Here is a 12,867-nt window from a genome sequence, read left to right as displayed (position 1 = left end):
CTGCCTCCTCGTCCCCACCCGGTGCGTCGAAGCAATGGCCGTGCCTGCGTCGCGCGCCTTTTCCGCCGCCCTTCTGCGCTGGTGCTGGGAAAAAGGTTGCCGCCTGCTGGAACCTTTCTTCACCGATCGCCGCGCAAAGAGGCCTCCCGCTCGGGGCCTGCCCGGGTCCATCCTGCGAGGGCGGCGACACGCCTGCGCCCGAGGCCGCGAACGCGGTGGAGCCCACCGGGCGCATCGAGCACGCCGCGATCCCGCGCGGCGACGATCCGCCGCGCGAGGCCGGGGCCGATCCCGGGCAGCGCCTGGAGCTCCGCCGCGGAGGCGTCGAGCAGATCGATCGGCCTGCCGAGGAGGAGCCCGGGCGCCCCCCGCGGCGGGCGGAAGGCACAACCCGCGGCGGTGCAGGCAGCCACTTCGCCGGGCGACGCGAGCACGGGCAGGCCACCTCGCAGCCCGTTCGAATCGATCCGCTCGAGCAGGCCGCGATCGCTACCGTGCAGCAGGCGCCCGGCCGGTCGATCCGACAGGAGAGGCGGGAGGAAGGTGGCGGCGAGGAGCAGGAGCGCCGCCAGGCAGCTTTTCGGTTCCATCGTGCCAGCGTAGGGACCACCTGAACCGCCGTCCCTCGGTCAACTGGCCGATGCAGCAAGCGGCGCGATCGTGTCCGGGGCCACGGGCCGCACCCCGTCCTTGTGGAGCTTCCAGCTGATCGCGTCGACCAGCGCGAGGAAGCTCGCATCGACGAGATCGTCGGAGACGCCGCTCGTCCCCCAGCGCTCCCGGCGATCGCCGCTCTCCACCAGCACCCGCGCCGTGGCGGCAGCGTTCCGGGGCCCGGGCAGGAGCCGGACCTTGTAGTCGTGGAGGCGCATGTCGCGGAGCCCCGGGTAGAAACGCTCGAGGCTCCTGCGCAGCGCCGCGTCGAGGGCGTGGAGCGGCCCGTCGCCGTTGGCGGCGGTGCGCTCGCGGTGTTTGCCCACCCGCACCACGCAGGTCGCCTCCACCCGGCGGTCCGCACCCACCCGCTCGCTCAGGCAGCGGTAGGACTCGACCTCGAAGAAGTGGGGCAGGTTTCCGGTGAGGCGGCGCAGCGCCAGCTCGAAGGAGGCCTCCGCCCCCTCGAAGCGGAAGCCCCGGGCCTCCAGCGCCCGCAGCTCGGCGAGGAGCTTGCGCGCCTCGTGGCTGCGCAGCCCCCGGGCCCGCGCGATCCGCGAGAGCAGGCTGTGGCCGTGCCCGTCCTCGAGGGGCTGGCGCCGCCGGGATCCGAGCCGCCGCGGATCGAGGGGGAGATCGCGCTGGTTGCCGAGGAAGGCCGCGTCCCCGACGAAGGGCGCGCGCCGATCCGGTGCCTGGTTGGCGAGCTCGGCGACGAAGCGGGCGGTGGGTGCCAGCAGCCGCAGCCGGTCCGCAGGCAGCACCGGCTGGCCGGGCCGCTTGAGCGAGAGGTTCGCCGCCACCTGCACCAGATCGGCGAGACCGCAGCGCGGGCCGTAGCCGTTGATCGCCCCTTCGGCGATCACCGCCCCACGTCCCACGCCCTCGATCACGCTGGCCACCGCGAGCCCCGCGTCGTTGGCGCAGCCCACGCCGATCCCCACGCGCCTGCCAGCGGCCCGGCGCGCAGCTGCCACCGCCTCGCCGAGCCTGCGGGGCAGGAGGGATGCGGAGCAATCCCGAAGCAGCACGTGGCGGGCGCCTGCAGCCGCCGCGTCGGCGACCGCTGCCAGCGCCCGATCCGGCGCGGCATTCCAGCGGGCGAACCAATCCTCGAAGCGCACCACCGCCTCGCGGCCCCGCTCCCGGACCCGCGCGATCGCCGCGGCGAGGTCGGGGCCGTCCTCGAGGGCGCCGCAGTGGAGGACCACCCCAGCAGCCTCGAAGCGGAGCGCCCGCTCCAGGGCAGACTTCCGCTCCCGCTGGTTCGACGATCCGAAGGGGACCCGCGCCAGCAGGCGCGTGGAGCGGAGCGCGACGCGGCGGGCCTCCTGCATGAAGCGCGCTGCACCACCACGTGGATCGATCTCCAGGTAGTCGACGCCGAGGGCATCGAGACGAAGCGCGATCCGCACCTGATCGATGGGAGCCAAAGCGATGTCGTCGGCCCGGATGCCGTCTGCCAAAGTCGTGTCGAGCAAGAAGATGCGTGCAGCCACCACTCCCCTCCTTCACCTGGGGAAATCGGGTGCCGACGCCGCAGCCCCCCTGCAGCGGGTTCCCCCGCCAGCACCGACTTCCCGTGCTGGGTGAAGAATTTTCACGCAGGGGTGTGGAGAGAAGCGCCCCGCCGGGTTCGGGGTGCAGGTGGGAGACGCACGGCGGCAGCAGCGACTACCGAAGCCGCTTCGACCAGGTGGCGTGGGTGTCGTGGACCTCGAAGCCGTGGGCACGGTAGAGGCGCAGGCCCCTCTCGTTCACGGCGGCGACCTCGAGACCGATGGACCCGCAGCCCCGTTCGCGCAGGAGCCGCATCCCCTCCCGGAGCGCCAGGCTGCCGAGCCCCAGGCCCCGCGCCCACGGCGCCCGCCCGAGGATGCCGATGAAGCCGCGATCCCCCTGCACTTCCGGCCGGACGAAGGCGGCAACCCGCCCGCCCTCGGCGAGGATCCGGGTCGGGATCGGCTGCGCCTCGAGCCGCGCGGCGAAGACGGCAAACGGTGGCACGAAGCTTCCCGGCACCGTGGCCATCGCCGGACGCAGCGCAGCGTCGAGGGGCTCCGCCCAGCTGCGATCCGCGTCGAGCCAGCGCATGCCCGGCGGCGTCTCCACCGGCGGCAGCGGAAGCGCGGGGCGCTCCATCTCGTAGCCTCGCCACGCAGGCGAAAAGCCCGCCGCCTCGAGGAGGCGCGTCGCGAAGGGGCCGGGCACGCCCACCGCCAGCCTGCTGCGCGGGCCAGCGGCTGCGATTGCTTCGGCCCGTTCGAGCGCCTCGCGGAGCAGCGCCTCGTCCACCAGCGCCGGATCGAGGCCGAGGATCTCGATCCGCGCCTCGTCCTCGGCGTTCTCGCAGGTGTCGATCACCGCGCCGACGAGGGCCTGCCTGCCTGCACGATCGATCTCGAGCGCCGCGTCCGGCCTGCAGAGCTCGGCGAAGAACCACGCCGCCTTCTCGACCGGCGCCCCCGCCACAGGGAAGGCCCGCACGAACGCGATCCTCTCCCTCACCGGATCTCCCCGAGCTCGCGCTCCCCGAGGCCGAGGAGGTAGAGAATCGCGTCGAGCCCCGCTGCGCTGATCGAGAGATCCGCCGCCTCCCGGAGCCGGGGCTTGGCGCGGAAGGCGATCCCCAGCCCCGCCTTCTGGAGCATGAGCAGATCGTTGGCGCCGTCGCCCACCGCGATCACCTGGTCGAGGAGGATCCCCTCCCGCATCGCGATCTCCTCGAGGAGCTCCGCCTTGCGCTCGGCGTTGACGATCCGCCCCACCACTGCCCCGGTGAGCTTGCCGCCCTTCACCTCGAGGACGTTGGAGTGGGCCTCGTCGAGGCCGAGCCGATCCTTGAGCGCCGAGGCCGCCACCGAGAAGCCACCGCTCAAGACCGCCACCTTGTAGCCCAGCCGCCGCAGCGCGCGGACGAGGCGCTCGGCGCCCTCGGTCAAGGGCAGGTTCGACGCGATCGTCTTCAACACCCCCACGTCGAGGCCGGCGAGGAGCGCGACCCGCTGCCGCAGCGACTCGTCGTAGTCCATCTCGCCCTGCATCGCCCGCTCGGTGATCGCCGCCACCCGGTCCACGACCCCATGGGCCCTGGCGAGCTCGTCGATCACCTCGATCCGGATCAGGGTCGAGTCCATGTCGAAGACCACCAGCCGCTTCGCCCTGCGGTAGAGCCCCTCCGCCTGCAGCGCCACGTCGAAGCTGCTGCGCATGGCCAGCTCGAGGAGCGCGCGCCGCAGCGCCTTCGGATCCCGATCCGCCGGCAGCGCCAGGTGGAGCTCGAAGGCCCCCTCCGCGAGCCGCGTGATCGACTCCACCACCGCGCCGTGGCCGACGATCACCTCGGCCACCGCCCGCAGCTCCGGGGCACCGACCGACGCGCCGAAGGCGGTGACCACGTGGCGTCCCCGCACCGCCGGCCTGCCCGCCTCCACCGGCTCGAAGTCGAGCTCGACCCCGTGCTCGGCGGCGGCCCTGGCGAGCTCGGTGAGGCAGCGCCCCTCCTTCGGCAGGCGCACCAGCAGGCCGAGGAGGGAGCGGCCCCGGATCGAGACCTGCTCCACGTCGAGGAGCGCCGCGCCGCAGGTGGCGAGGATGCCGGTGAGCGCCGGGAGGAGCGCGGGCTCCTGCCTCCCGGTGACGGTGACCAGGACCTCTTCGAACGGTGCAGCCACGCTCTTCCCTCCGGCAAGGCGGCTGATCTATCAACCGCACTGTTCGCGGTCGAGGGCGGTGTGTTATGGCCCCCCGCGACCAGAAAGGGCTCGAAACCCAGAGGGAACAGCCATGCAGCAGCAGACCATCCTCCTCGACGGCGACACCCTGGAGCTCGTGGAGCTCGAGGCGATCGCCCGGGGCAACGCCAGCGTCGACCTCACCCCCGCAGCCTGGGAGAAGCTCCGCAAGGCCCGCGCCCTCGTCGACGTGATCGCCTCGGGCGACAAGCCGGCCTACGGGATCAACACCGGCTTCGGCACCCTCGCCGAGGTGCGGATCGCGAAGGGCGACCTCAAGCAGCTGCAGCGCAACCTCATCCTCAGCCACGCCGCCGGCGTCGGCGAGCCGCTGCCGAAGACCGAGGCCCGCGCGCTGATGACGCTGCGCGCCAACGTCCTCGCCAAGGGCCACTCGGGGGTCCGCCCCGAGACCGTCCGGACCCTCCTCGAGATGATCAACCGCGACGTGGTTCCGGTGGTCCCCTCCCGCGGCTCGGTGGGCGCCTCCGGCGACCTCGCCCCGCTCGCCCACCTCGCCCTCACCGTGATCGGCGAGGGGCAGGCCTTCTTCGACGGCGCCCGCATGCCCTCCGCCGAGGCGCTCCGCCGCGCCGGGATCGAGCCGGTGGTCCTCGAGGCCAAGGAAGGCCTCGCGTTGATCAACGGCACCCAGGCGATCGGCGCGGTGGGCGTGCCCGCCCTGCTCCGGGGCCAGCGCCTCACCGAGATCGCCGACGTCGCCGGCGCCCTCACCCTCGAAGGCCTGATGGGCTCGCACAAGCCCTTCATCCCCCAGATCCACGCGGTCCGCCCGCAGCACGGCCAGGTGGCCTGCGCCGCCAACCTCCGCCGCCTCCTCGCGGGGAGCGAGATCGCGCCCTCCCACGCCAGTTGCGCCAAGGTGCAGGATCCCTACTCGCTGCGCTGCATGCCGCAGGTCCACGGCGCCGCCCGCGACGGCGTGCGCTTCGCCGGCGAGGCGCTCTCGATCGAGGTCAACTGCGCCACCGACAACCCACTCGTCTTCGCGGACGAGGAGCTGATCGTCTCCGGCGGCAACTTCCACGGCCAGCCGGTGTCGCAGGCCCTCGACATGCTCGCGATCGCGATGACCCAGCTCGCCGCGATCTCCGAGCGGCGCGTCGAGCAGCTGGTCAACCCCTCGCTCTCGGGGCTGCCGCCCTTCCTCGCCGAGAACTCCGGCCTCAACTCGGGCTTCATGATCGCCCAGGTCACCGCTGCCGCGCTGGTGGCGGAGTGCCGGATCTTGAGCCACCCGGCCTGCGTCGACTCGATCCCCTCCTCCGCCGGGCGCGAGGATCACGTCTCGATGGGCATGACCGCCGCGCTCAAGGCGAGGCAGGTGGTGGAGCACGTGCGCTCGGTGCTGGCGATCGAGCTGCTGGTGGCGGCGCAGGCCCTCGACATGCGCCGGCCGCTCAAGGCGGGCCGCGGTCCGCAGGCTGCCTTCGAGCTGATCCGGAGCGAGGTCCCCTACATGAAGGACGACCGCGAGCTCCACCTCGACATCGAGGCGGTGGGCCGGATGCTGGACGACGGCAGGCTCCTCGCCGCCGTCGAGGCGGCGGCGCCCAGGGCTTAGGGGCCCCGGAGCCAGTCGACGCTCTCGCCGACCACCTCGAAGCCGAGCCGGGCGTAGAGGTGGCGCGGCTTGTCGTCCCTGCGCGCGGTGAGCCCCACGAGGTCGCAGCCGCGCGCCTGCGCGATCGCCGCCGCCGCGGCGACCACCGCGGTGGCCACACCCATCCGGCGGTAGGACGGCGCGGTCCCCACGTCGGCGATGAAGCCGACGCCGTCCCGGCAATAGAGCAGGAGCGCGCCGGCCACGGAGCCGTAGCGATCCACGGCGGCGACGAACTCGGCGCCGCCCTCGTGGATCTGCCGCTCCGCCATCTCGTCCATCTGCACCGAGACGTCGGGCGTGTACCAGGCCTCTTCGCGCCGCACCCGGTCCTGGCAACGGGCGACGCCGGCGAGCAGCACCCCGTCCTCGCCGGCGACGAGGTGGAGCGTCATCCCCTCGGGCACCGGCCGGAAGGGCGCCCGCGCCGACAGCGCCATCGCCACGCAGACCTGCCGGTTGAAGGATCGCGGGAGCAGCACCTCGTCCAGATGGCGCACGGTGGCGGGGTCCCGCGCCACGAGCCGGCGGTGCCTGCAGGAGCTGCCACCGAGGACCACGGCGAAGCCCGATTCGAGCTGCGGCCAGCTCGGCCTTCCCTGCACCGCGCGCAGGGTGTTCACGTCGTAGATCGAGGGGTGGACCGGATCGACCAGCGCCTCGCCGAAGGGAAGGCGCTCGCGCCTGCAGCCGAGGGAGAGGAGCTCGTCCTCGGTGGCGAAGATCGCCTCGGATATCTCCGCATCGCTTCTCGCTGGCGCGACCAGGCCCACCATGGGCGATCCCTCCGTCCGACCGTGCGTTCGCTCCCGCTCCGCGCACAAACTGCGGCGACCACCCCCCGTGCGCAACCGTCGGAATCCCACCGCGGTACCACGCCCCCCTCCGCGCCGGCAACGCGCGATCCGGCGAAGCGTCCCGTCCCCGACAACGAAGCATTCCCCCCTCTCGCCACCGCCTCCATGGGACCCGGTGGTGACCTTTTTCCCGCCCGGTCCCCGTGCTAGGAGTCGCAGCTGGTTCGACGAGCCGGCGCGCGGGAGGCGGGGGCCCTCGCTACGCGGCAAGGAGCGGGGGAGATGCTCGATCGCAGCAGCAAGACCGGGGGGCCCGTGGTGCTCCCTGTGGAATCGCCAGCGCCTGCGGCAAGCGCGGAGCCGGCGAGCGACTTTCCCAGCCTGCACAGCGAGCCGGTGGCGGCGGAGCCGACCGCGGAGGCGATCGCCAGCCGAATCGCCGCGTTCGAGCGGGAGTCCCGGGCCCGGGGCGGCGACGCCGCCCTCCACCACGAGATCGGCAGGCTCTGGGAGAGCTGGCAGAAGAGCCCGCGCAACGCGGCGATCGCCTACCAGAACGCCTACCGCGAGGATCCCCGCCACCTCCCCACGCTCAAGGCGGCGCGGCGCCTCTTCGCCGAGGTGGGCAACTGGCAGATGGTGGCGCAGCTCCTCGAGGCGGAGGCGGAGGCTGCAACCGACGAGGCCCGGCGCGCCGCGCTGATCTTCGAGCGGGGCCTCGTCGTCGAAGAGCGCCTGGGGAAATCCGAGGAGGCACTGGGGCTCTATCGCCGCGCCCTCGAGCTCGCTCCGAACTGCCTGCCGGCGCTCCTCCACGTGGCCTCGCTCGAGGCGTCGACGCCGGAGGCGCTGGCCACCACCCTCGAGCAGCTCGCCGCCTCCCTCGCCGACGCGCCGCTCCGGTGCAGGGCCCTCGCCACCGCTGCGGCGCTCCGCGAGGATCGCCTCGGCGACACCGCGGCGGCAGGGCGACTCTGGGCGGAGGCCTTCGCTGCGGATCCGAGCGATCGCACCGCGGCCACCCGCTACGCGCTCCACCTCGAGCGCCTCGGCGCTGCCGAGCCCCTCGCAGCGGTGCTCGGCGCGCAGGCCCGGGCGGAAGGCGCCGCAGGCGCAGCTGCCGCCTACCGCCTCGGCAAGCTGCTGGTTCGCCTCGATCGGGAGGAGGAGGCGATCGCCGCGCTCCTCGAGGCCCGCCGCCTCAGCCCAGCCGATCCCCTCGTCCTCGGCGAGCTGGCGCGGATCTTCGAAGCCCGGCAGGCCTGGCAGGAACTCGCCGGCGTCCTCGAGGCGAGCGCCGCTGCCGCCACCGACGAGGCCGAGCGGATCGCCCTCCACCTCGCCCTCGGCACCCTCTACGAGGAGCGACTCGAGGATCGCGAGAAGGCGATCGCCTCGCTGCGCGCCATCCTCGCCCTCGAGCCCCACCACGGCAGCGCCCTCGCGGGCCTCGGCAAGCTCTACCACCAGGCCGGCGATTGGAGCGGCCTCCTCGCCACCTTCGAGGCGGAGGCTGCAGGCGCCGACGATCCGCGGCAGCGGGCGGTGCGGCTCTACAAGGCGGCGCTCCTCCTCGAGGAGAAGCTCGACAGCGCCGACGAGGCGATCGTCCGCCACGAGGCGATCCTCCAGCTGGTGCCGGGCTACCTGCCCGCGGTGCAGGCGCTGGCGCGGCTCTTCGCGGCGCGCGGCCGCTGGGCCGAGCTGGTGGCGATGCTCGATCAGGAGCTCGAGGGCGCCTCCGATCGCGACCACCGCCTGGACACCCTGGCCCGGATCGCCTCGGTGCAGGAGACGCGGCTGCTCGATCTCGGCGCCGCCATCGCCACCCACCGCAGGATGCTCGCCATCGCCCCGGAGCACCTGCCCACGATCCGCAGCCTCGCGCGCCTCGCCGAGGAGGCGGGCGCCTGGGCGGATCTCGTCTACGCCCTCGACCGCGAGGCGGCGCGCACCGGCGATCAGCGGCAGGTGATCGGCCTGCTCCACCGCAACGCCGAGCTCCTCGAGGAGCGGCTCGGCAACCGCGACGGCGCCGTCGAGGTCTGGCAGCGGGTCCTCACCCTCGCCCCGAACTACCTGCCGGCGCTGCGCGCCATGGGCCGCATCTACGCGAGGCAGGGGCGTTGGGAGGAGCTGGTGGCAATGCACCGCCACGAGGCGGCGTGCACCGCCGACAAGCGCGCCGCTGCCGCGATCCTCGGCAAGGTGGCGGCGCTCTTCGAGCAGGAGGTCTGCGACGAGAACCGCGCCCTCGCCACCTGGCGCGAGGTCCTCGCGCTCGACCCCACCCACCTGCCCGCGCTGCAGCGCCTGGCCCGGATCCACCAGGCCCGGGCCGATTGGGAGAGCCTCGTCGGCGTGCTCCGCGAGGAGGCGCTGGCCCGGACCGCGCCTGCGGAGCGGGCCCCGGTCTTCTGCCGGATCGCCGAGATCCTCGAGGAGCGGCTCGGCCGCACCGACGCCGCCCGCGACGCGTGGCAGGAGGCGCTGCGGCTCCAGCCCGATTCGCTCGTCGCGCTGCAGGCGCTGGAGCGGATCCACGCGCAGGCAGGGGCCTGGCGGGAGCTCGCCTCGGTCTACGAGCGGCAGCTCTCGGTGGGAAGCCCCGCCGCGCGGGCCGCCGCCTATGCCCTGCTCGCCCAGCTCTACCTCGATCGCCTCGCCGAGCCCGCCCGGGCGGCGCAATGCTGCGAAGCGGCGCTCGCGCTCGTTCCCGACCATCTCTCCTCGCTCCACCTGCTCGAGCGGATCCGGACGCTGCAGGGCGACAGGCACCGACGCGCCGAGCTGCGCTCGCGCCTGGCGGAAGCCACCAGCCAGCCCGAGGCACAGGTGGCCCTGATCCTCGCCGCCCACGCCGACCGCGAGCGCCTCGACGGCAACACCGCCGCTGCCGAGCTCCTCCGCGCCGTGGAGCTGCAGCCCCGCGACGACCGGGCCTTCGAGGCGCTCGAGCGGGCCCTGCGCCGCGCGGACGATCCCGCAGGCCTCGCGGCGGCGCTGCGGACGAGGGCCGCCTCCGAGCGCGACACGGGCCTGCACATCGCCCTCCTCCACCGCCTGGCCTCGATCCGGGAGCGCGAGCTCGGCGATCCTGCCGGCGCGCTCGAGGCGCTGGACGAGGCCCTCGCCCTCGATCCCGGGCATCTGCCGGTGCTCGCCGATCAGGAGCGGCTGCTCCGGGCCCGGGGCGCGTGGACGCGGCTCCGCGAGAATCTCCATGCCCAGGGGGCGGCGCTGCGTGATCCCGGCCTCGCTGCGGCGGCGCTGGTCCGCGCTGGCGAAGTGGCGCACCTGCACCTTCGCGACGAAAATGCCCTCGAGGCCGACCTGCGCCTCGTCCTCGCCCGCGATCCCACCGAGCCGCGGGCGGGACGGATGCTCGAGGAGCTCCTCGCGGCCAGGGGCGGCACGGAGGAGCTGGCCCGGCTCCACGAGCAGCGCGCAGCCGGCGCCACCAACACCACCGACGCAGCGGCGGGCTGGGTCGCCGCGGCGCGGCTCCGCCACGAGGATCTCCAGCAGCCCGAAGCGGCGCTCGATCTGCTCGAGCGGGCGCTGCAGGCGGCGCCCGGACACCGCGAGGCGCTGGAGCGCAGGGGTCGGATCCACCGCGAGCTCGGCCAGTGGCGGGAGGCGGTGCGCGCCCTCTCCGCCCGGATCCAGCTCGGCGGCGACGGCAGGAGCCTCAGCCCGATCCACTTCCAGCTCGGCGTCCTCCACGCCGATCACCTCGGCGACGTCGACCGGGCCATCGGCCACCTGCAGGCAGCGGTGGGCGGCGACCCGGATCACGTCGAGGCGCTGCGCCTCCTCGCCAGGCTCCACCTCGCGGGCCGGGATTTCGAGGGCGCCCTCGAGCCGCTGCGGCGCCTCCTCGAGCGGGAACAGGATCCCCACGCGAGAGCCCGCCTCCATGCGGATCTCGCCGGGGTCCTCGAAGAGGGCTTCGGCGATCTCGCCGGCGCCGCTGCAACCATCGAGGAGCAGCTCGCGATCCAGCCGGACGACGAGGCGGCGTGGGAGCGGCTCACCTCGCTCTACGAGCGGGTGCGCGATCTGCCCCGGCTGGTGGAGACCCTCGAGCGCCGCGCGGCGCTGGCGGCTGGGCCGCTTGCGGCCTCCCTCCTCCACAAGGCCGCCGGGATCCGGGCGGTGCCGCTGCGGGACGGCGCCGGCGCCGTGGCCCTCTGGGAGCAGGCGATCGCCCTCGATCCCGCTTGCGCCGAGGCGCGCCTCGCCCTGGCGGAGCACGCTGCCACCGACGCCGCGCTTGGCGCGACCGCCCTCGAACAGCACCGCTGGCTGCTCGAGCGCGATCCCCTCCGCGCTTCGTCCTGGTCCCTGCTCCTCCAGCGGTGGCGCGAGGCAGGCGCCTACGATCGGGCCTTCCATGCGGCGGCGGTGCTCTCCCTCCTCGGCCTCCTCGAGGGCGAGGAGCGGCGCTGGTACAACGCGCGTCGCGAGAAGCTCGCGTGCCGGACCGGGCTGCCCGAGTCGATCCGGGCCTCACTCCTCCCGGCTGCTGCCCGCGGGCCGCTCGGGGAGCTCGCCTCCGCCATCGGCGGCGAGCTGGGGAAGGTGCTCCCGCCGCAGCTCGACCGCTGGGGGGTGGGCCGCAGCGAGCGGCTCCGCGCCGACAGCGATCTCCGGCTCGCCTTCGAGTCGCAGCTCCGGGGCCTCGGCGGCGATTCCGCCACCTGTGAGCTCTACGGCTCGCCCCAGCCCGGGGTGCTCGCGGTGGAGGCGAGCGATCCGCAGGCGGTGATCCTCGGCGCCGATCTCGCTGCGGCACCGCCCCGCACGCAGGCCTTCCTCCTCGGCAGGCTCGCCTGGCAGATGGCCCAGGGTGACGCCTTCGTGCACCGGCTCCCAGCGGCGGAGTCGGCGGCGATCCTCGGCGCGGCGGTGCAGCTCCACGAGCCCCACTTCGAGGGGCTCGGACCCGTCGACGAGGGCCTCGCCAGGCGCCTCGCCAAAGCGCTCTCGCGCAGGACGCGGCGGGCGATCGAGCCGATCGCCAGGACCATCGCCGCCGAGCCCTCGCCGTGGGACGCCGCGGCCTTCGTCGACGCGGTCCGCCACGGGGCCGATCGGGCAGCGCTCCTCCTCGCGGCGGATCCCGAGCTCGCCTTCGAGCAGGTGCTCCGCGAGGTGTCGCCGCAGCTGGCGCTCGAGGATCACGCAGCGGTGCGGGCCGCGCTGGAGGAGACACCGCGGGCGCTGGAGCTCCTGCGGTGGGCGCTCTCCGCCGAGCACCTGGCGCTGCGCCAGCAGCTCGGCTCGGCGGTGGCCGGCTGAATCGCGTAGCTGGGGCGGCTACTCGATCCGGAGCACGATCTCGACGGGCAGGAGGGCGAGGAGCGCGGCGAGGGCCGCCTCCACCGGCGCCTCCACCTGCGCCTCCAGGGTGAGCTTCACCCGGTGGTCGGCGTCGTCGAGGCGCGGGTAGGAGCCGAGGGCGACGGCGGGGTGCTCGCGGGCGATCCGATCGAGCACCGCGGCAACCTCCGTCTCCCCGACCCCGAGGTAGACGCAGCGCAGGTAGAAGGGATCGCCGCGGTAGCGTTCCACCAGCCCGTCCACGTGCATGCGAAAGAGCTCGGGCACGCCGGGGAGCAGGAAGATCTCCTCCACCGCGATCACCGGGTACCAGCTCCGCGGCGAGCGGACGAGGACCGCGCCCTCGGGCACGTTGGCGAGGCGCAGGGCCTCCTCCTTCATCGCGTCGCCGTAGTGGGAGCGGATCGCCGCCTCGATCTCCGGGTGGCGGATCACCTCGCGGCCGAGGGCCCGGGCCACCCCGGCGACGGTGAGGTCGTCGTGGGTGGGGCCGATCCCCCCGGAGGTGAAGAGCGGACGGAAGGTGCCCCGGCAGCTGTTGATCGCCCAGGCGATCTCGTCGAGATCGTCGCCCACGGTGAGGATGCGGCCGAGCGGCATCCCCACGCCACGGAGCTTGTCGATCAGGTAGGGACCGTTGCTGTCGCGGATCTTGCCGGAGAGGATCTCGTCTCCGATCACGATGGCCGCAGCGCCGCTCCTCCCCGCCATG

At 74.0% G+C, this 12,867-nt stretch carries 8 protein-coding genes; 2 read left to right on the top strand and 6 right to left on the bottom strand.

Annotated features, from left to right (window positions below):
• Positions 1 to 119 precede the first annotated feature (119 nt).
• From ACESMR_RS15835 to serB, 4 genes are all read right to left on the bottom strand, one after another.
• The gene (locus ACESMR_RS15835) at positions 120 to 590 is read right to left on the bottom strand and encodes a ComEA family DNA-binding protein (RefSeq protein ID WP_373048071.1); all 471 of its coding nucleotides are present in this window, start codon (positions 588 to 590) and stop codon (positions 120 to 122) included.
• Positions 591 to 629: 39 nt separating this feature from the next.
• Complete coding sequence (locus ACESMR_RS15830; RefSeq protein ID WP_373048070.1) at positions 630 to 2,153, bottom strand: alpha-isopropylmalate synthase regulatory domain-containing protein; 1,524 nt, start codon at positions 2,151 to 2,153, stop codon at positions 630 to 632.
• 175 nt (positions 2,154 to 2,328) lie between these two features.
• Complete coding sequence (locus ACESMR_RS15825) at positions 2,329 to 3,141, bottom strand: GNAT family N-acetyltransferase (protein WP_373048069.1); 813 nt, start codon at positions 3,139 to 3,141, stop codon at positions 2,329 to 2,331.
• 17 nt (positions 3,142 to 3,158) lie between these two features.
• Positions 3,159 to 4,328 (bottom strand): phosphoserine phosphatase SerB, encoded by a 1,170-nt coding sequence (gene serB, locus ACESMR_RS15820; RefSeq protein WP_373048068.1) that lies wholly within the window; start codon positions 4,326 to 4,328, stop codon positions 3,159 to 3,161.
• 112 nt (positions 4,329 to 4,440) lie between these two features.
• On the opposite strand from serB, the gene hutH reads away from it, so the two are divergent.
• The gene (gene hutH / locus ACESMR_RS15815; RefSeq protein WP_373048067.1) at positions 4,441 to 5,973 is read left to right on the top strand and encodes a histidine ammonia-lyase; all 1,533 of its coding nucleotides are present in this window, start codon (positions 4,441 to 4,443) and stop codon (positions 5,971 to 5,973) included.
• On the opposite strand, the gene ACESMR_RS15810 is transcribed toward hutH, so the two are convergent.
• Positions 5,970 to 6,788 (bottom strand): GNAT family N-acetyltransferase, encoded by an 819-nt coding sequence (locus ACESMR_RS15810; RefSeq protein ID WP_373048066.1) that lies wholly within the window; start codon positions 6,786 to 6,788, stop codon positions 5,970 to 5,972. The two genes, hutH and ACESMR_RS15810, sit on opposite strands and share 4 nt — an antisense overlap.
• A gap of 303 nt (positions 6,789 to 7,091) precedes the next feature.
• Here ACESMR_RS15810 and ACESMR_RS15805 point away from each other — a divergent pair, with 303 nt between their 5' ends.
• Positions 7,092 to 12,113, top strand: coding sequence for a tetratricopeptide repeat protein (locus ACESMR_RS15805; RefSeq protein WP_373048065.1), 5,022 nt, complete (start codon positions 7,092 to 7,094; stop codon positions 12,111 to 12,113).
• Positions 12,114 to 12,131: 18 nt separating this feature from the next.
• Here ACESMR_RS15805 and ACESMR_RS15800 read toward each other — a convergent pair whose 3' ends face one another.
• Positions 12,132 to 12,866 carry a competence/damage-inducible protein A gene (locus ACESMR_RS15800; protein ID WP_373048064.1) on the bottom strand — a complete coding sequence of 245 codons (735 nt, stop codon included), beginning with the start codon at positions 12,864 to 12,866 and terminating at the stop codon, positions 12,132 to 12,134.
• Position 12,867 lies beyond the last annotated feature (1 nt).

The sequence above is a fragment of the Vulgatibacter sp. genome (assembly GCF_041687135.1).
Lineage (GTDB): Bacteria > Myxococcota > Myxococcia > Myxococcales > Vulgatibacteraceae > JAWLCN01.
The sequence above is the reverse complement of the archived record's forward strand: the minus strand, read 5'-3'. Positions and strand labels throughout refer to the sequence as shown.

Coding starts and splice junctions, on each gene's coding strand:
- ACESMR_RS15805 (WP_373048065.1), top strand. CDS start 7,092: ATGCTCGATCGCAGCAGCAAGACCGGGGGGCCCGTGGTGCTCCCTGTG.
- ACESMR_RS15800 (WP_373048064.1), bottom strand. CDS start 12,866: ATGGCGGGGAGGAGCGGCGCTGCGGCCATCGTGATCGGAGACGAGATC.
- ACESMR_RS15810 (WP_373048066.1), bottom strand. CDS start 6,788: ATGGTGGGCCTGGTCGCGCCAGCGAGAAGCGATGCGGAGATATCCGAG.
- hutH (WP_373048067.1), top strand. CDS start 4,441: ATGCAGCAGCAGACCATCCTCCTCGACGGCGACACCCTGGAGCTCGTG.
- ACESMR_RS15835 (WP_373048071.1), bottom strand. CDS start 590: ATGGAACCGAAAAGCTGCCTGGCGGCGCTCCTGCTCCTCGCCGCCACC.